This window comes from Asanoa hainanensis, assembly GCF_900188485.1.
In the GTDB taxonomy this organism is placed as follows: Bacteria; Actinomycetota; Actinomycetes; order Mycobacteriales; family Micromonosporaceae; genus Asanoa; species Asanoa hainanensis.
Genome location: NZ_FZPH01000003.1, coordinates 206291 through 224813 on the forward strand (window position 1 = coordinate 206291; position 18523 = coordinate 224813).

Genomic DNA, 18523 nt, shown 5'->3' on the forward strand with positions numbered 1-18523 from the left:
GCGGCCGCCCGCAGGTGGTGGGTCGCCGTGCGGCCGAAGGTGTCGGGGTCGGAGACGCCGTACAACCGGCGCGGACCCGGGTCCAGGAAGGTGCGGCGCAGCAGGTTGCGCTCGCGGGGCGGGACGGCGGAGAAGTCCTCCATGAGGGCGGCCGCGAGATCGTTCCAGGCGAGCACGTCGTACGTCGCGGAGGTCACGAACGCGGCCGCGCCCGGCAGGCGGCGGAGCAGTTCGAGGATGCTCGGGCGCACGTCGCGCGCGGGTCCGGGCGGCGGGCCGGGCGGCTCGCCCGCGAGATGGTGGAGGTGGGCACGCTCGGCGTCGGACAGGCCGAGCGCCCGGGCGAGGCCGGTCAGCACCTCGCGCGACGGCCGGGGGCCACGGGCCTGTTCCAGGCGCGTGTAGTACTCCGTCGAGATGAACGCCAGCCGCGCCACCTCCTCGCGCCGCAACCCCGGGGTGCGGCACCGCGGCGCGACCGGCACCGGGGTGATCCGCTCGCGGCGACTGCGCAGGAAGGCAGCCAGTTCCGCTCTGTTCACCGTTCCCAGTGTGCCCGGCGCCGGCGCGAGCCAGCCAGGTACCGCTGGTGCCTGGCTGACCTCGCTGCCCCGCACGACGCTCGAACGCATGACAAACTTGTTGGCCGAAAAGGTCGCATTCGTCACCGGCGCGGGCCGGGGAATCGGCGCCGCCGCCGCGCGGCTGTTCGCCCGGGAGGGCGCGCGGGTGGTGCTCGCCGCCCGCACCGACAGCGAACTGAACGCGGTGGCCGAGGACATCCGGGCGGCGGGCGGCACCGCGCATCATGTGGTGTGTGACCTGGGCGACGGCGCCAGCGTGCGGGCGGCGGTGGCCCAGGTGGTCGATCTGCACGGCCGGCTCGACGTCGCGTTCAACAACGGTGCGACGTTCGTGCCGCCCGGTCCGATGGACGAGCTCTCGGAGGAGCGGTTCGACCACCTCTACACCGTGAACCTCAAGGGCGTCTGGCTGGCCATGGTCGCCGAGGTCAACGCGATCCGGGCGACCGCCGGGACGGGCGCCATCGTCAACAACTCGTCGATCGGCAGCCTGATGGGCAATCCCCAGCTTCCGGTGTACGGAGCGATGAAACGCGCGGTCAACAGCCTGACCGAGTCGGCGGCCATCACGTACGGGCCGGAAGGCATCCGCGTCAATGCGATCGCACCCGGCAACACGGCGACGAAGATGATCGACACCTGGGCGGCCCACTCCCCCGGCCTGGTCGAGCGCCTCACCGCGCTCACGCCCCTCGGCCGCGCCGCGCGGCCGGAGGAGATCGCCGAGGCCGCGGCCTGGCTCCTGAGCGACCGCGCGTCCTGGGTGACAGGCACGATCCTGCGCGTCGACGGCGGCGCCCGCGCTTAGGGTCTGTCCTGCCGATCAACGCGGCCTGGACGGACCCTAGGCGACGGCCGGGCTGTCGCGTTGGCGCTCGTATTCCGCGAACGTCGGGACGACCGGGAGCACGAACAGCAGCACCAGGTAAGGGATCGCGAGTAGGCCGCCCGTGAAGACGAGCAGGGCGAGCGCGATCGTCCGGGTCCAGTCGAGGCTGAAGTCGCCGTAGGCGGACAGGCCTCCGCAGATGCCGCCGAACCACTGCTTCTCCTGGATGCGGCAGAGGAAGCGGCCGCGGGGTGGCGACGAGTGTGCGACGCCCACCGGGCCGAGGTCGGCCAGGATTGCCGTCATCTGGGTGCCGGTCAGCACGTCGTGGGTGCTCAGGCGGTCGCCGATCGCCGACTCGAGGTCGCGGACGATCTCGTCGGCGTCGGGGTCGAAGCGCAGCCTGGCCCGGGCGTCGTCGAGGTAGCGGCGCAGGGTGTCGCGGGCGTCGGGGGTGGCGGGGAAGGCCGCGGCGTGCCCGGTCAGGCGGAGGGAGATCGGCTCGGCCATGGCTCACAGTCCAATCGTGTCGATCATGTAGGACAGCTCGTTCCAGTACGAGCGGAACGACGCCAACTGAGCCCGGCCAGCATCCGTCAGGGAGAAGTATTTCCGCGGTGGGCCGGACAGGGACTCGCGCCACTCGTGCTCGACCAGCCCGTCCCGGCGGAGCGTGCTCAGCAGCGGATAGAGCGCGCCCTCCTGGGCCGGGAACCCCACCTCGTGCAACGCCGCGAGGATCTCCGCCGCGTAGCGCTGTTGCGTGGAGACCGCGGCCAGGACGAGGGGTTCGAGCAGGCCGCGCCGCAGCGCGACGAGCTTCGGGTCGGCCTGCATGGCTACTACCTTGCCACAGCAAGGTACCTTTCGACAACCCAACAAAAACAGGCGCCGCCGGGCCGGTGAGGCCTCGGCGGCGCCTGCCGGCGCCAGCGTCTACCGCGCGGTTCGCACCGTCACGTACGCGTCGCCTTCCTCGAGGTCGATGAGCTGGTTGTCGGGGTAGACCTGCTGCTTCAACGGACCCTTGGGCTCGGCGAGGTTGGACGAAGCCGGGTCGACCCCGGCCGCCGCCAGGATGCTGCCCGCGGTCTGGTGCGCGTCGGTGAACGCGACCGGATGCCCGTCGACCGTGATCTTGACCGAGCGCGCGGGATCGAGCGGCGCCACGTACCGCGGCGTACCGGCCGACGTGCCCAGCGCGATCGTGAGCTTGGCCAACGTCGGCACCGCGATGCGCACCGTCGCGTCGCCGGTGGAGTCGAGCGCCGCCTCGTTGAGGTACGCGATGCGCTCACCGTCGAGCAGCAGCACGCTGAGCCGCGCACCCCCGGCCTTCGAACCCAGGTGTGCGGTCACCGTCGCCACGCCGTCCGCACCGAGCACCGCCTCGTGACCGACGGACGTGATCCCCAGCTCCGGCGCGGCTTCGAGCACCAGACCGGCGGGCGCGGCCACGGGCGATGACACGTTCCGGAGCACCGGCCGGTGAGCCGTGTCGTCCCACGTCCAGACCGTGCCGAAGTCCCAGCCCAGCCCCGACTCCCAGGTCGCCCGCGTCCCCGCCTCGGCCGACGTGCGCGTCTCCCCGTTGAGGGTCGCCGGCCCGGTCGCCGGGTTGCTCTGCACGCCGGCCACGAGCGTCTCGACCGCGAAGTTGTTGGCCAGCGTCCCCGTCTGACCGTTGGCGAACCGGGCGACCACCCGCTGCGCGAGCGACCCGGCGGTCACCGTCGGGTTGAGGGCGAAGCTGTCCCGCACCACGGTCCGGCTGTCCCGGGCGTAGCCGGTGAGGCCACCGGCCGTGGTGCCGCCCGCCTTGACCGCGCCCGTCGCGTAGACGCGCTCCGTGACGCTCGGGCTGTCCGCCACGCCGATGATCCCGCCGGCGTAGTTGCTGGTCGTGGTCGTCGCGCTCGCCGTCGAGTACGCGTCGCGGATCGTCCCGAACGACGTGCCCGCGATGCCGCCGGCGTACGACGGGGTGGTGACCGAACCGGACGTGAAGACCCGCTCGATCGTGCCCCGATGGGTGTCCACGAGAATGCCGGCGATATTGGCCGACTTCGTCACCGAAGCGTCGACCACGCCGAGGTCGTGCACGTTCCCGGTGGTGCCGATCGTGCTGAACAAGCCACCCGTGGTCGACGTGAAGCCGGTGAGCACGTGCCCGGCACCGTCGAGCTCGCCGGTGAACCCGGTCGCACCGCCGATGCCGCCGACGGAACCGGAGACCGCGATGTCCGCGGCGAGCCGGAACTTCTCCGCCGGCCAGGCCGCGACCTCCGCCAGGTCGGCGGACGTGCGCACCAGGTAGTGCCCGTCGGTGTCCCGGTCGAGCGCCGGCGCGGTCGGCGGAGTCACGGTCTGCTCGGGCACCGACCGCAGGACGGGACGGTCGCCGGACCACTGCCACACGCCCGTGAAGTCCCAGCCGAGCCCGGTCTCCCACGTGTCCTGCGTCCGCGCCTCGGACACCGTGCGACTCAACCCGTTCAGCGTCGCGGCACCGACCGTGGTGTCGGCCTGCTTCCCGGCCGTCAGCGTCTCCACCGCGTAGTTGTTCTCCAGCGTGGGCGTGTGCCCCGCGTAGGTCCGGGCCACCACCCGCTGCCCGTAGTTGCTCGCGGTCACCGACGGGTTCAGCGCGAAGTTGTTCCGGACCACGGTGCCCGTGTACGAGTACCCGGTGATGCCGCCGGCGCTCTCGTTGGCGTTGGTCGCGATGGCCCCGGTGGCATACGTGCGCTCGGTGACGCTGCCCGCGGCCGGCACGCCGACGATCCCGCCGGAATAGCGTCCACTGGTGACGGTCACGTCGGCACGCGAGTAGGCGTCCCGGATGGTGCCCGCCGACGTGCCCGCGATGCCGCCGACATAGCCGGCACCGCTGATCGTGCCCGTCACGTACACCCGCTCGATCGTCCCGGAGTTGGTGTTGGCGACGATCCCGTTGTTGGCGGTCGACTTCGTGACCGTCGCGTCGACGATGCCGAGGTCGTGCACCGAACCGCTCAGGTTGTTGAAGAGCCCGCCGGTGGTCGACGTCAGCCCGCTGATGGTGTGGCCGGCGCCGTCGAACGAGCCGGTGAAGGCGCGCGCCCCGCCCAGCGACGTGAAGGAGGTCCCCTTCAGGGAGAGGTCGGCGGCGAGCACGAAGTCGTACTCGGGGAACTCGCCCACCTGGGCCAGATCGGCCGCACTGTCCACAATGTAAGCACCGGAGGCGTCGCGCGGCAGCGACGGCGTCGCGATCGGCGCCACGTCCTCCCGCGCCGCGCGCAGCACCGGACGCAGGCCGGTCTCGCTCCAGTCCCAGACGGTGCCGAAGTCCCAGCCGCGCTGCTCGTAGAAGGCCTTCGTGCGCACCTGCGCCACCGGCACGAGGGCGCCCTTCCAGTTGTCCGCCGCCGGCGGCGCCGCCAGCGACTGGACGCTCACCGGGACGACCGCGCTCGTGTGGTTGTCGGTGAGCGTGGCGACGTTGCCGTCCAACACCCGACCGACGATGCCGTGGGCGAAGCTCGGTGCCGTGACGGCCGCATTGATCGCCACGACGTGCTGCACGACGGTCTCGTCGTAGCCGTAGCTGACCACCCCACCGGCGTTGCGCGCGTCGGCGATGACCGCGCCGCTGGCGTACGCGTTCTCGGTCGTGGATCCGCCGAGCGCGATGCCGACCAGGCCGCCGGAGTAGACGTTGGTCGCGTGGACCGCGGCGGTCGAGTAGCTGTCGCGGAGCGTGCCGTAGTGGTCGCCGACGATGCCGCCGACCCGCTCGGTCGCGGTGATCGAGCCGGACGTGCGTACCCGCTCGATCGTGCCGTGGTTGACGTCGGCCACGATGCCCGCCGTGATTTTCGCGGCGTTGACGGTGGCGTCCACCGACAGGTTCCGGATCGTGCCGTGGTTGTCGGCGAACAGGCCGGAGCCCTCGTCGGCCGGCGCGGTGTAGCCACGGATGGTGTGGCCGGCGCCGTCGAAGACGCCGGTGAAGCTGACCAGGCGACCGATCTGCGACATGGTGGTGCCGGTCAGGTCGAGGTCCGCGGTGAGCTGGTAGACGCCGGCCGGATCGTTGGCGATCTTCGGCAGGTCGGCCGCCGTCCTGATCAGGTACGGGTCCGCGGCGGTGCCGTTGCCGGCGATGCCCTCGCGGACCGTGACCGCCGGGATCAGCGACCGGCCACCGGCGAGGCTGTCCCAGACGAACACCTTGACCGTGTCGCCCGGCGCGACCGGCAGCGGCTTGTCGAAGGTGACGAACTGCTCGGCGCCCCGATGGTCCAGCTTCACGTCGGCGGTGCGGAGCTCGATCATCCGCTGCTGGCTGTTGTCGTACGTCGCCGCGGCGACGGTCAGCGTGTCCCGGCTGCCGGTGTAGCTGCGGAAGCCGACCCCACGCAGCTCGCGGTTCTCGATGTCCGTCGTGGCCAGCTCGAAGTCGCCGGTCGGCTTGTGCACCGTGTACGCGTCGACCACCCGGCCGTCGATCGTGTAGGTGCTCATCGTGAGCCCGTCTCCGTCGGCCCGCAGGACGCCGCCGACCTGGGTGTTCTCGTCGAAGACGACGTCGTCCCACCAGTGGACGGTGTTGTCGTAGAACTTCGGGCCGGCGGAGCCCATCGTGACGAACGTGGTGCCGCGTGCCTCCTCGTCGGGGTTCCGCGCGAGGCGACCGTCGAAGATGGTCGACCGCTTGTAGACGTGGTCGTGCGCGCCGATATACAGGTCCACCCCGAGGTCGTGCAGCGCCTTCGTCACCTTTGGACGGTCGGCCGCCAGGCCCGCGTCGTTGCCGTGCTCGCCTCCGTAATAGGAGAAGTGACCGGTGACGACGTTCCACCTGCGGGTGGACGCGCGGACGTCGGATCGCAACCACGCGAGCTGCTTGTCCATATCCACATTGGAGTTGAGCACCGAGAAGTGGATGTCGCCCCGGTCGAACGAGTAGTTGCTCTCGCCGATGACGCCGTTCTTCGGCGTGTCGAACATGTTGGAGAAGATCGCGGTGCGCTCCGGCGAGTACGCGTTGTAGTCCAGGTCGCCGTAGGTCTCGTGGTTGCCCGCCACCGGCGCGTACTGCAGGTCCAAGCCGTCGAAGACGTGGTCCGCGACCTCGTCCCAGTACTGGCCGCGACCGCCGTTGTCGACCAGGTCGCCGAGCTGGAGCACGGTGCCGCCGCCGGGCTGCTCCGTCTTGAGCCGGTCGACCACGCCGCGCAGCAGCCCGAGGTCGGCCGCGTCGTGCGTGGTCGCCTGCAGGTCGCCGACGACGTAAACCGGCTCGTTCCCGGTGCCGCCCGCGACGAACTGCCCCTTGACCGCGGTCCAGGCCGAGGCGTCGGAGGGCGACGGCGCGCGGCCCTTGACCGCGACGCCGAAGCGGTACTGGTAACGCTCCCCGCCGCGCAGGTCCGCGACGTCGAACTCGTGGCTGCGCAACGCCTGCCCGGTGATCGAGTGCTGGTACTCCGGCTCGTCGTTGCCGATCGTGTTGACCTCGTACGCCCGGTCGTTCGTCGACGTGCGCACCTGCGCCTTGGACCAGTCCTGCGATCCGGCGGGCAGCACCTGGGCGTACACCTTGCCGATGCTCCGGTCGGTGGTCACCGCGACGCCGGCACCGCCGGGACGCTCGGACACCGCCGCCGTGCTGCCGAAGTAGGCGAACACCCCGGCCGGGTCGAGCTTCTTCTGGTCGACGGTGATGCGCAGCAGCTCCGCGTTGGTGCTGCCGGTCGCGTCGGTCGCCTTGACCACCACGAAATGGTCCTGGTAGCTGCGGATCCGGAAGGCGCCGCCGGTCACGGGGACCCGGCCGGCGCTGTCGTAGACCTCGTAGGAGACCGTCGGGGTCACCCCCGAGTCGTCGGTCGCGCTGACCGCGGGCAGTTTGATCGTCTGGCCGTACCCGGCGTGGTCCGGCACCCGGTCCTGGACGGTGATCACCGGCGCGTAGTTCGCGTCACGAGTCTTCTTGCCGAACCAGATCGGGGCCGAGACGACGAAGTCGCCGTCGGCCTGGTCCGCGCGGACGTAGTAGTAGTCGCCGTCCGCGACCGGCTGGTCCAGGGTCAGGTGCACGTTGTTGCCGCTGACGCCCGGGAACGCGTGCGCCACCTGGCCGTGGTTCGTGTAGAGCCGCACCGACGTGAACGAGTCGCTCGCGTCCGGGTCGGTCAGCCAGACGTCGAACGAGGTCGACGTCTTGGTCGCGGGCAGGATCGAGCCCATCAGGTGGTCGTCCGCGCTGAAGCCCAGGATCGAGTTGACGTCCAGCGTGCTGAAGACGCTGCGGTCCCGCATCGCCGCGTACAGCCCGCTCAGGGAGTGGCTCTTCGCCCAGACGCCGGTGATCGCGGGGTTGCTCTTGACCCAGTTGGCGGTGTGCTCGTCGCCGTTCCAGACGGGGCCGAGGTGCCAGCCGACGTCCAGCGCCTGCTGGAACTGGGCGAACTGGCCGTCGGTCTTCACTTCGATGAGGTCGATCCGGTCGTCCACCGTCGGGTCTAGCCCCTTGAACCCGAAGAAGTTGCCCTTCGAGGTCGTGCTCGGGTGGTTGAACTGCGCGATCGCGTCCGGGTCGAGCTTGAGCCGGGCGAAGAACGTCGGCATGTCGTACTTCAGGTCGCCGGTGCCGAACGAGTTGGCGAACCCGTCGATGCTGCCCTTCTCCGTCGCGCGGGCGGTGGCGTGCCAGTCGGTGTTGAAGACGTTGATGTGCCCGGTGCCGTCGTACCAGGTGTTCTCGATCGCCGGGACGGCCACCAGGTCCTGCTGGCTCTTGTTGAAGGCGATGGCCTGCTGGTGCACCGTCCGCCACTCGGTCGAGTCGGCGTCGCGCCAGTCGTCGAGGAAGTCCTCGCCGGTGCGCAGGTCCCACATGACGTCGTGCTCGGACAGCGTGACGAAGTCGGCGTCGGTCTGGCCGCGCACGTAGTCGAACGCGTCCTGCGGCATTTCCACGCCGTCGCTGACCGACGTGTGCGCGTGGAACTCACCGGTGTAGAACGTCTTGCCCAGATACTTCGGGTGCGCCGGATCCTGGTGCGCCGCGAGCACCGATGGTGACACCAGCCCCACCGCCGCCAACACCAGGACGACGGCCCCCGCCACCGACTTCACCATCAGGTCCCCCTCGCGAAAGTTCTCGGGGGAGTAGATCCGCAGCGATCAACGAAATGGTGAGCAGAAGAAGAACAAACGTAATTTCATGATCATCGACACGTACGCGTCGCGACTCTCAGAGCTTGATGGGGTCGAGCAGGCGGCGTGGCTGGTTCATCGCCTGCGACACGAGATCGGGATTCGTCGCGGTCGGTTGGAACCCGGGGCCGGGCTGGATCCGGGTATCCGGGACACCGACCACCGAACCGCACCGCTCGCAGCGTCCCTCGGCGTCGAGCGGGCCACCGTCCTCGTCGTGGAGCAGCGCCCGCCGCACCCCGGCCGGCGAGTAGAACTCGTCGCCCCAGGCCATCAGGGCGCGTACGGTCGGCCAGAGAGCGACGCCCTTGGGGGTCAGCTGGTATCCGTCGGCGTCCCGCTCGAGCACGCCCTCCTCGACCAGTGCCTTGAGCCTGCTGGTCAGGCTGGCGCGGGGAATGCCGAGCTGCGTGGCGAAGTCACCGAACCGGCGCACGCCGTAGAACGCGTCCCGGACGATCAGCAGCGTCCACCGCTCTCCGACGACCTCCAGGGCGCGCGCGAGTGAGCAGTTGCGGTCCGCATAGGTGCTGGGCAAAACCATGCGACCAGCTTACCCGTTCCGGTTCATTCACTGAACCAGACTGCTAGGCTAGATGAGTTCATTCATTGAACTGACGCACCTGAGGAGGATGTGGCGATGTACCAGTTCCTCGTTTCCTTCACCGTCCAGCCCGAGCACCGCGACGACTTCGTGCGTGCGGCTCGCAAGACCGCGCAGGACTCGCTCGCGAACGAGCCCGGCTCCCAGCGGTTCGAGGTGATCGCCGACGAGCAGGACCCGAACCTCTTCTACCTGAACGAGGTCTACACGGACGCCGAGGCGTTCGACACCCACGCCAGCGGCCCCTACTTCGGTGCGTTCTTCGCCGAGGCGAGCACCTACGCGCAGGGGCCGAACTGGCTGATGCGGGGCAACCTCGTGGGCGACAAGGCCGCCGTCTAGGCCGCGCCGCTCAGAACGTGCGGATCGCGATGTCGGCCGGCGCGGACAGCCCGTTGACGATCTCGTCGTCGAGCTTGACGAGGGTCAGCGACGCGCCGGCCATGTCGAGCGAGGTGCAGTACTCGCCGACGTAGTTGCGGCGCACGTGGATGCCGCGGGCCTCGAGCTGTTCGAAGGCCCGGCCGTACAGGATGTACAGCTCGCCGATCGGCGTACCGCCGAGGCCGTTGATCATCAGAGCGACGTCGTCACCCTTCTCGTACGGCAGGTCGGTCACCACGGCTTCCAGCAGCTCGTCGACGATGGTGTTGGCATCGGCGAGCTTCTCGCGGCGGCGGCCCGGCTCGCCGTGGATCCCGACGCCCATCTCCATCTCGTCGGCGCCCAGGTCGAACAGCGGCGTGCCCTTGGCCGGCGGCGTGCACGAGGTGAGCGCCATGCCCATGGTCCGGGTGACCGAGTTGACCTTCTCGCCGAGCCGCACGAGCTCGTCGATGTCGGCGCCCTGCTCGGCGGCCGCGCCGACCACCTTGATGACGAAGAAGTTGCCCGCCACGCCACGCCGACCGATCGTGTACGTGGAGTCCGCGACGGCCACGTCGTCGTCGACCAGCAGCGTCTTGATCTGGACGCCCTCGGCCTCGGCGAGCTCCTTGCCCATGTCGAAGGCCATCCGGTCGCCCGTGTAGTTGTTGATGATGTGCAGGACGCCCTTCGGCGAGGCGAGCATCTTGCTGGTCTCCAGCACGTAGTCCATGGGCGGCGCGGAGAACACGTCGCCGGGGCAGGCGGCGTCGAGCATGCCCTTGCCGACGATCATCGCGTGGGCGGGCTCGTGACCGGAGCCGGAGCCCTGGATGAGCGAGACCCGGTCGTCGCTCGGCGCGTCCACCCTCATGATCAGGTTGTACTCGGGCACGTAGCGCAGCGTGTCCGGGTTCGCCAGGGCCACGCCCTTGAGCATCTCGGGGACGAACTGGTTGGGATCGTTGACGAACTTCTTCATGGCGGCTCCCCCTTCAGGTCAGACGGCCCAGGTGTCGGCAAGGGCTTCGAAGATGACGGCGACGGCGACCGCTCCGGGATCGACGCTGCCGATGCTGCGCTCGCCCGTGTAGCTCTGGCGGCCGCGCCGGGCCTGGAGCTTGGCGGTCTCCTCGGCGGTGGACCGGGCGACCGTCGCGGCGGCCCGCACCGTGGTCGGCCCGTCGCTGCCGAGCCCGATCTGGCGCTCGATCTCGTCGGTGGCCGGCACGAGCGAGTCGAGCAGGGTCTTGTCGCCGAGGCTCGCGTTGCCCCGGGTCGCGATGCCCTCGCTCGCCGCGCGCAGCATCGCGACGGCGGTCGGTCCGTCCACTGCGGACTTGCTGGTCACCGCGGTGGCCGCGCGCAGGAAGGCGGTGCCCCACAACGGTCCTGAGGTGCCGCCGATCCGGCTGGTGATGACGACGGCGACCTTGCGCAGGAAGGTGGCCGGGTCGGTGCGGTCGAAGTCGTCCCAGTCCCGGATGACGAGCTCGAAGCCGCGGGCCAGCGAGTAGCCGAAGTCGCCGTCACCGACGACCGCGTCGAGGTCGCCGAAGTACTTCTCGTTCGCCACGGCGGTGTCCGCGATCGTCCGCACCACGAACTCCACCTGGCCGAGCGGGTAGTCGGTCATCCCCTGTCCCCTTCGAAGACGGCCGCGAGGTCGGCCAGCGTCACGTACGTGCCGGGCCGCGCCGGGCTGTGGTTGGCCAGCACCGTGATCGGTTCGGCGCCCGGCTCACCGAGCGAGTCGACGACGAACGCGGCCCCGGTGAAGTCCTCGTCGGCGGTGTAGCCGTTGACCGTGACCACGCAGGCGATCCCGGCCGCCTTCGCAGCCTCCAGGCCGTTCTGCGAGTCCTCCACGACGACGGCCTGGTTCGCCGCGAGCCCGAGCCGGTCGAGGGTCAGCAGGTAGATGTCGGGCGCCGGCTTCTTGTGCGGCACGACGTCGCCGGCCAGCACCGTGAAGTCGCGCGCCCGGTCCGGCCCGACGGCGTGCTCCAGCACGGCGCGCACGGAAGGCTCGGCCGATGTGGACGCCACCGCTAACGGCCAGTCCGCGGCGAACGCCTCCTCGACGACGCGGGCGATCCCGGGGCGGGCCGGCAGTTTCCCCGCCTGGACCATGGCGGTGTAGATCTGGGTCTTGCGGCGGTGCCAGGCGGCGACGGCCTCGGCCTGCCCGGCCGCGTCGGTCGGCAGGCCGGCCTCGGCGACGAACTCGGGAGTCAGCAGGCTCTTCATGCGCTCCTTGCCGCCACCGATGGCGAGCCGCCGGCCGTACTCCTCCTCGTCCCACCGCACCGGCAGGCCGAACTCCTCGAATGTCTGGTTGAACGCTGGCAGGTGCCCGAACCGCTCGGTGTCGGCGAGGACGCCGTCGCAGTCGAACACCAGGGCGGTCACCACGCCCGCCCCGCGCTGCCGAAGCGGTCGACGTAGCCGGCGGCCATCGCGGTGACGTCCGCCGAGACGTGCCGGAACAGCGACGGCGGGTCCCACTTCCCGCGCTCTTCGGTCTCCCGCAGGAAAGCCAGGTTCGACTGCATGTAGGTCACCTTCAGCGCGGTGGACACGTTGACCTTCGCGCAACCGCGGGCGATCAGGTCGGTGAACTGCTCGTCGGTCATGCCTGTGCCGCCGTGCAGCGCGATCGGCACGCCGGTCGCCGCGACGATGTCGGTGACGCGCTGGCCGTCGAGGTGAGGCTCGGCCGAGTAGACGCCGTGCGCGTTGCCAATCGATGGCGCGAACACGTCGACGCCGGACGTCTCGACGAAGTGCACCGAGACCTCCAGCGACTGCCGCCGGGACTCCTCGTCGCTGCCCACGTCGTCCTCGACGCCCTTGATCGCCTCGATCTCGCCCTCGACATGGGCGCCGTGCGCGCGCGCCTCGGCGACCACCTCGATGGTCTGGCGCAGGTTCTCCTCGACCGGCATGGTCGATGCGTCGAACAGCACCGAGTTCCAGCCCTTGTCGAGGCACTCGGTGATCACGGCCCGCTCCGGGCAGTGGTCGAGGTGGAGGCAGACCGGCACCTCGATGCCGGCCGTCATCGCGCGCCACATCGCCATCAGCACGTCGGACCCGATGGACTTCACGGTCTTCACCGAGGTTTGGACGATGATCGGTGAGCGCCGTTCGACCGCCGCCGCGAGTACGCTTTCCAGCGTCAGGTCGTTGACGATGTTGATCGCGGCCACGCCGTACCGGTCGCGCTGCGCCCGGTCGACGATCTCCTTGAGCGGCACCACACCCATGTGCCGAACGCTAGAAGCGCCACGGTGCCGGCGGCATCAGGGAAAGTACCCGCCCGGCATGGGTAACCTGCCTACCCCGCGGGCAGCCCGCGCGCGATGAGCTCGGCGCGGCCGCGCGAACCGGTCTTGCGGAGCACCGCGCCGACGTGCTTGCCAACGGTCTTGGCCGCGATGCCCAGCCGGGCTGCGATCATCTTGTCGGAGAGACCCTGGCTGACCAGGGCGTACACCTCCAACTCCCGGGCGGTCAGGCCGGCCGGGTTGGGCTCGCTGGACAGCCGCCCGGCCCAGACGCCGCTGTCGGATACCAGGGACTCCCCGCGCGAAGCGGCCACCACCGCCCGGGCCAGGGTCGGCCCGTCCGCGGTGGTCTCGACGCAGCAGTGCGCGCCGGCGAGCAGCGCCTCGGCGACCGCGTGGTGGTCACCGGCGGCGCACATCGCGACCACCGCGACGCCCGCCTTCCTGATCAGCTCGCCCTGGCCGTCGAGATCCGGGCCCACCACGACGACGGCGGGGCGGGCGGCCGCGATCGCGGCTCCGTCGGCGGCCTCGCCCACCACGGCCACGCTCGGACCGGACCAGGCCAACAGGCGGGAGATCCCGGCCCGCAGCAGCGGACGGGCCGCCACGACGAGCACCTCGATCCGTTCGTCGTCGGTGCTTGCCGTGCGCTGGTAAGGAAAGGAGGCCCGCACGCTGGTTCCCCAGCCGGGCACGGACTCGACCGTGGCCGACCCGCCGACGCTGCCGGTCAGCTCGACCATGCGGCGCAGGCCGACCCCGGCGCGCTGGTCGCCGGAGTCGAGCACGAAACCCTGCCCGTCGTCCTGCACGAGCAGCGTCAGCGCGGCCGAGTTGTAGACCAGGCCCAGCCGGATCGTCGACGCGCCCGAATGCCGCACGATGTTGGACACCGCCTCCTGCGCCACGCTCAGCACGTGTTCGGCCAAACCGCGATCCAGCGGCACCGGCGCTCCGGCGACCACCAGCCGCACGTCGGCGCCGCGCGCCCGGTGCGCCCAGCCGAGCTCGGCCCGCAGCGCGTCCTCCAGCGTCCGGCCCTCCAACGGCGAATGGCCGGCGGCACCGAGCGACAGCCGCACCGCGGTCATCGTGTTCTCCGCCTCGGCCCGGGCCCGCCGCAGATACCCGGTGACCCTTTCCGGCGCGTACCGCTCGGCCTGGTCGAGCTCGGCGGTCAGATCGACGAGACCCTTGGCCAGCAGGCCCTGCACCTCGACGAGGAGCCGCTCGCGCTCGGCGCCGGCCGCCTGCAGGCGCGCGCGTTCCTCCGCGGCCTCGTGTGAGTCGGCGTTGACCATTGCCACCGCGGCGTACCGGGCGAACCCGCGCAGCAGGTCGGCGTCCGCCTCCGTGAAGACCCGGTGATCGTCGCGGCCGAACACCACGCAGGCGCCGATGATCCGGCCCCGCCATTCGATCGGCACCCCGATCACACCGTGCGACCTGGCCGGGTCGGAGTCGGGCAGATGGCCGCCCGCCACCTCGGCGTACCGGTCGAATCTGACCGGGCCGCGGCGGCGCACCACCTCGCCCGTCATGCCCTCCGTCAACGGAAACACCCGGCCGGACTGGCAGTTGACCCCGACGTCGGCCTCTTTGCGGTAGGTGCCGGCCAGTTCGTCGACGCTGGAGATCGATCCGGCGTCGCACTCGAGCAAATCGGTGCAGCGGCGCAGGATTCGCTCCAGCAACGGGCGCGATCCCAGCTCCCCGGCCAGATCTTCGGCGGCCGCGTGCAGCGCGTCCTTCACGTCGCCACCTCCCCCACCCGCAGCACCTTCGGCAACTGGGGCATGCCTCGCGAACATCCGAGCCGGCACCTCGATCGTCATCCCAGACGGGCGCACGGTCAACCGAAACGGCACAGGTCACACAATGCCGGCGAAGGCCCAGCCAGGCGCGAACTCGACCTGTCCACAGTGGTCAACATCACGACGGGGCACATCAGGTCGATAGATTCGTTGCCACGGCTATCCGTTTGGTCGATGATCACAACAGTTCGGCCGAACCTCGCGTTACGGCCTTGCGCCAGACACCGTGAGGTGGTCTGGTATCGATGCCCTCCCAATCCCATCTTTACGTCCAGTCACACGGGGTGATCAATGCGCATACTGCGCACAGTCCTCGCCGGCACGGCAGCGGCCGCGTTCGCTGTCACCGGCTCCGTCTACGTCCTGGCGTCCCCCGCTTCGGCGGCGGCAGCAGCGACGGCGGTCGGCACCTACACGCCGCTCGCACCGAGCCGGATCCTCGACACCCGGCACGGCAACGGCGCCCCCACGGGCATCGTCACCGCGGGCAAGACCGTCCACCTCCAGGTCGCCGGCCGTGGTGGCGTGCCCGCGTCGGGCGTCTCGGCCGTCATCCTCAACCTGACGGTCACCGGCAGCCTCGGCAACGGATACCTCACCGCCTACCCGGACGGCGCCACGCGTCCGACCGCCGCCTCCATCAGCTTCGCCAAGGGGGTGACGCGGGCCAACACGGTCACCGTCGCCGTCGGCGCGAGCGGTTTCGTCAACATCTTCCAGAGCAGCCTCGGCACGCACATCGTCGCCGACGTCGCCGGCTACTACAACGGCGACGCGGCTGGTCCGGTCGGCAGCGTCTACCTCCCGGACGGCGTCGGCCCGTGGCGGCTCGACGACACCCGCCTGGGTGGAGCGCCGCCGGTGCCCTCGACCGGCTGGATCCAGTACGCGATCACGTTCGGCGACGACCACCCGCTCAACGAGGCCGTCACGGCGATCGCGATGAACCTCACCGCGGTCAACCCGGCCAGCAGCGGTTACCTGACCACCTGGAACGGTTCGGGCGAGCCGCCGGTTGGCGTCTCCGCACTCAACTACGGCAAGGGCGGCATCTGGCCCAACAGCGCCACCGTGCCGGTCGCGCCGTGCGACTTCTGCGCGGACCCGCGGCTGCCGATGTTCGGCGTCTACACCAGCACCAACACGCACTGGCTCGTCGACATCTACGGTTACTACTTCAACGACACCGTCGATGGCCTGACGTTCAAGCCGATCACCCCGCAGCGGATTCTCGACACCCGCCCGGGTGCCCCGATCGGTGTCGGCACCCGCACCGTTCCGGCTCCGTCGACCATCACCCCCGAGACAATGGCGCTTTCGCTCAACGTCACGGCGGTGGCACCGACGGCCAACACCTACCTGACGGTGTACCCGGAGAACCCGCGTCCGCCGGTGAGCACCCTCAACCCCTTCAAGGGTGAGACGGTGTCCAACGGCACCATCGCGGCACTCTCCACCACCAACGATTTCCTGATCTACAACAACGGTGGGCAGATCGACGTCGTCGCCGACATGGGCGGCCTCTTCGAATACATCGCGCCGACCGGGACCGCTCGCGCCAAGGGCCTGCCGCAGATCAGCGGCCAGGTCGGCGGCAAGCTCGCCGCCAGCACCCGCTGACGGTCCCAGCACACGCGAAAGGCCCCGTCCCGGGTTCGCCCGGGGCGGGGCCTTTCCCGTTGGCCAGTCAGCCGTTCAGCTGGGCGATCTGGATCAGGTTGCCGCAGGTGTCGTCGAGGACCGCGGTGGTCACGGGGCCCATCTCGGTGGGCTCCTGGGTGAAGTGCACTCCCAGCCCGCGCAGCCGTTCGTGCTCCGCCCGGACGTCGCCGACGGCGAACGACGTGAACGGGATGCCGTCCGCGACCAGCGCGCTCTTGAACGGCTTGACCGCCGGGTGCTCGTCGGGTTCGAGGACGAGCTCGGTGCCGTCCGGGTCTTCCGGCGACACCACGGTGATCCACGCGTGCTCGCCGAGCGGCACGTTGGTCTTCTCCCTGAACCCGAGGATCTCGGTGTAGAACCGCAGCGCCTTTTTCTGGTCGTCGACCAGGACGCTGGCCAGGTTGATCCTCATGTCGGTCCCTTCGTCAGCCACCGCCGCACGATCGGTTCGAGCGGCGTGGTGTTGATGTAGTGAAACTTGTAGCGGCCCTCGCGGCGGGTCTCGACCAGACCCGCGGCCTCGAGGAGGTCGAGGTGCTGCGAGATGGCCTGCCGCGACGAGCCGAGCCCGTGCTTGGACGCCAGGCGCGCGCAGATCTCGAAGAGCGTCTGGCCGTCGCGGTCGGTCAGCTCGTCGAGGATCGTGCGCCGCGTGGGATCGGCCAGGGCCTTGAAGACGTCACCCACGCCCCGCACGTTATGCAAGTGACTGCTTGCCTGTCAATGCCCGACTGGTCCTGCCACTCCTAGGGACAGCAGGCACTGGCTCCGCCCGCCGTGGCCCGGACAGTGGACGCCATGGCTAACTCAACCCAGATCGCACTGATCACCGGCGGCAACAGGGGCATCGGGCGCAGCACCGCGCTCCACCTGGCCCGCGAAGGCGTCGACGTCATCCTGACCTACCGTTCGCACCCCGAAGAGGCCGCGCTGGTGGTCCAGGAGATCGCTGAGCTCGGTGGCACCGCCGTGGCGCTGGAGCTCGACGCCGGTGCGGTCGAGTCGTTCGACGGCTTCGTGGCGTCGGTGACCGACGCGCTGCGGCGGACCTGGGACCGGGACACCTTCGACTACCTGGTCAACAACGCCGGCATGCAGATCCCGATGTCGTTCGGCAACGTGACCGAGGAGAACTTCGACCGGGTCGTGAACGTCTACTTCAAGGGCGTCTTCTTCCTCACCCAGAAGCTCTCGGGCCTCCTGGCCGACAACGGCGCCATCGTCAACGTCTCGTCCGCGATGACCCGGTTCTACGTGCCGGAGCGCATCGTCTACAGCGCGGCCAAGGGCGCCGTCGAAGTGCTCACCCGCTATCTCGCCCAGGACCTCGGCCGGCGCGGCATCCGCGTCAACACCGTCGCACCGGGCGCGGTCGCCACCGACTTCAGCGGCGGCCTGCTGCGCGACAACCCGCACGTCCAGGAGCACATCGCCGGCCTGACCGCGCTGGGCCGCATCGCGGTCGCGGACGACGCGGGCGGCGCGATCGCCGCCCTGCTGCGCGCCGACAACCGCTGGGTCAGCGGCCAACGCATCGAGGCCTCCGGCGGAATGCACCTCTGAGGACCGTCCAGTGTGGTCAGGCCGTGAGGTCGTAGCGCCAGTCGTTGCTGCGCATGAAGCGGCCCGGCGGATACTCGAACTCCGTCTCGCCGACGAGGGTGAAGCTGGCCTTGCGGCAGACCGCGTTCGACGGCGCGTTCGCCACGCTCGGGAACGCGTGGAGCCACCGGTGCCGGCCGTCCTCCCGGGCGGCCGCCAGCACCGCCCGCACGGCCGCGCTCGCGATGCCCTGGCCCTGGAACTCCGGCAGGACGTCCCAGCCCGACTCGTACACGGGCTCGTCGTGCCACACCCGGCTCCAGAAGGCGACGCTGCCGGCCGCCTCGCCGCTGGGCAGCTCCACCCGGAACATCCAGCCGTTCTCGAGGGCGAGGTAGCGCTGGTGGCGCGCCAGCACCTGCTCCTCGGTCTCGGCACCGCCGACGTGCGCGCGCATCTCCGGGGTGTTGATCCGGCGCAGCAGGGGCAGGTCGGCGGCGGACCACGGCACGAGGCGGACGGTGGGTTCGTTCATCGGGACACCATCGCACGTGGGATTCCGGCGGTCGCGGGTAGATGACGGGCTGGTCGAGAGGCCCGGAACCGCCCAAGGAGTG

General features: G+C 70.3%; 16 protein-coding genes and 1 pseudogene. 4 read left to right on the plus strand and 13 right to left on the minus strand.

The annotated features are described in order from the left end of the window. Nucleotides 1–26 precede the first annotated feature (26 nt). Nucleotides 27–632 (minus strand): annotated as a pseudogene (locus CHC05_RS42350) (helix-turn-helix transcriptional regulator); the annotation flags it as partial. Here CHC05_RS42350 and CHC05_RS08510 point away from each other — a divergent pair. Next, nucleotides 631–1392, plus strand: coding sequence for an SDR family NAD(P)-dependent oxidoreductase (locus tag CHC05_RS08510; RefSeq protein WP_089246532.1), 762 nt, complete (start codon nucleotides 631–633; stop codon nucleotides 1390–1392). The pseudogene CHC05_RS42350 and the gene CHC05_RS08510 sit on opposite strands and share 2 nt — an antisense overlap. Before the next feature lie 36 nt (nucleotides 1393–1428). Here CHC05_RS08510 and CHC05_RS08515 read toward each other — a convergent pair whose 3' ends face one another. From CHC05_RS08515 to CHC05_RS08530, 4 genes are all read right to left on the minus strand, one after another. Then, a complete protein-coding gene (locus tag CHC05_RS08515) occupies nucleotides 1429–1923 on the minus strand; it encodes a PspC domain-containing protein (protein WP_089246534.1) in 495 nt (164 codons plus the stop codon). A gap of 3 nt (nucleotides 1924–1926) precedes the next feature. Further along, complete coding sequence (locus CHC05_RS08520; RefSeq protein WP_089246536.1) at nucleotides 1927–2250, minus strand: PadR family transcriptional regulator; 324 nt, start codon at nucleotides 2248–2250, stop codon at nucleotides 1927–1929. Nucleotides 2251–2349: 99 nt separating this feature from the next. After that, nucleotides 2350–8544 carry a metallophosphoesterase gene (locus CHC05_RS08525; RefSeq protein WP_089246538.1) on the minus strand — a complete coding sequence of 2065 codons (6195 nt, stop codon included), beginning with the start codon at nucleotides 8542–8544 and terminating at the stop codon, nucleotides 2350–2352. Nucleotides 8545–8659: 115 nt separating this feature from the next. After that, nucleotides 8660–9166, minus strand: coding sequence for a winged helix-turn-helix transcriptional regulator (locus tag CHC05_RS08530; protein WP_089246540.1), 507 nt, complete (start codon nucleotides 9164–9166; stop codon nucleotides 8660–8662). A 96-nt stretch (nucleotides 9167–9262) separates the two neighbouring features. Here CHC05_RS08530 and CHC05_RS08535 point away from each other — a divergent pair, with 96 nt between their 5' ends. Continuing rightward, a complete protein-coding gene (locus CHC05_RS08535; RefSeq protein ID WP_089246542.1) occupies nucleotides 9263–9568 on the plus strand; it encodes a putative quinol monooxygenase in 306 nt (101 codons plus the stop codon). A 10-nt stretch (nucleotides 9569–9578) separates the two neighbouring features. On the opposite strand, the gene dhaK is transcribed toward CHC05_RS08535, so the two are convergent. From dhaK to CHC05_RS08560, 5 genes are all read right to left on the minus strand, one after another. Then, on the minus strand, nucleotides 9579–10574 hold the full coding sequence (dhaK, locus tag CHC05_RS08540; protein WP_089246544.1) for a dihydroxyacetone kinase subunit DhaK: 996 nt from the start codon (nucleotides 10572–10574) through the stop codon (nucleotides 9579–9581). A gap of 18 nt (nucleotides 10575–10592) precedes the next feature. Then, nucleotides 10593–11228 carry a dihydroxyacetone kinase subunit DhaL gene (gene dhaL, locus CHC05_RS08545; protein WP_089246545.1) on the minus strand — a complete coding sequence of 212 codons (636 nt, stop codon included), beginning with the start codon at nucleotides 11226–11228 and terminating at the stop codon, nucleotides 10593–10595. After that, nucleotides 11225–12004 carry an HAD-IA family hydrolase gene (locus CHC05_RS08550; protein WP_089247457.1) on the minus strand — a complete coding sequence of 260 codons (780 nt, stop codon included), beginning with the start codon at nucleotides 12002–12004 and terminating at the stop codon, nucleotides 11225–11227. The genes dhaL and CHC05_RS08550 overlap by 4 nt, the downstream gene beginning before the upstream one ends. Continuing rightward, the gene (locus CHC05_RS08555; protein WP_089246547.1) at nucleotides 12001–12861 is read right to left on the minus strand and encodes a class II fructose-bisphosphate aldolase; all 861 of its coding nucleotides are present in this window, start codon (nucleotides 12859–12861) and stop codon (nucleotides 12001–12003) included. Before CHC05_RS08555 ends, CHC05_RS08550 begins: the two co-directional genes overlap by 4 nt. 71 nt (nucleotides 12862–12932) lie before the next feature. After that, on the minus strand, nucleotides 12933–14639 hold the full coding sequence (locus CHC05_RS08560) for a GAF domain-containing protein (protein WP_179266100.1): 1707 nt from the start codon (nucleotides 14637–14639) through the stop codon (nucleotides 12933–12935). 351 nt (nucleotides 14640–14990) lie between these two features. Between CHC05_RS08560 and CHC05_RS08565 the strand changes: the two genes are divergently transcribed. Then, the gene (locus CHC05_RS08565; RefSeq protein ID WP_089246551.1) at nucleotides 14991–16319 is read left to right on the plus strand and encodes a hypothetical protein; all 1329 of its coding nucleotides are present in this window, start codon (nucleotides 14991–14993) and stop codon (nucleotides 16317–16319) included. Nucleotides 16320–16386: 67 nt separating this feature from the next. Here the strand turns inward: CHC05_RS08565 and CHC05_RS08570 are convergent, their stop codons facing one another. Next, nucleotides 16387–16776: a VOC family protein gene (locus CHC05_RS08570; protein ID WP_089246553.1), complete on the minus strand. Its 390-nt coding sequence runs from the start codon at nucleotides 16774–16776 to the stop codon at nucleotides 16387–16389. Beyond that, the gene (locus tag CHC05_RS08575) at nucleotides 16773–17051 is read right to left on the minus strand and encodes an ArsR/SmtB family transcription factor (RefSeq protein WP_089246555.1); all 279 of its coding nucleotides are present in this window, start codon (nucleotides 17049–17051) and stop codon (nucleotides 16773–16775) included. The genes CHC05_RS08570 and CHC05_RS08575 overlap by 4 nt, the downstream gene beginning before the upstream one ends. Nucleotides 17052–17162: 111 nt before the next feature. Between CHC05_RS08575 and CHC05_RS08580 the strand changes: the two genes are divergently transcribed. Further along, nucleotides 17163–17927: an SDR family NAD(P)-dependent oxidoreductase gene (locus tag CHC05_RS08580; protein ID WP_089246557.1), complete on the plus strand. Its 765-nt coding sequence runs from the start codon at nucleotides 17163–17165 to the stop codon at nucleotides 17925–17927. A gap of 16 nt (nucleotides 17928–17943) precedes the next feature. Here CHC05_RS08580 and CHC05_RS08585 read toward each other — a convergent pair whose 3' ends face one another. Next, entirely contained in the window at nucleotides 17944–18441 is a 498-nt protein-coding gene (locus CHC05_RS08585; RefSeq protein WP_089246559.1) for a GNAT family N-acetyltransferase, read from the minus strand. Between the last annotated feature and the right edge of the window lie 82 nt (nucleotides 18442–18523).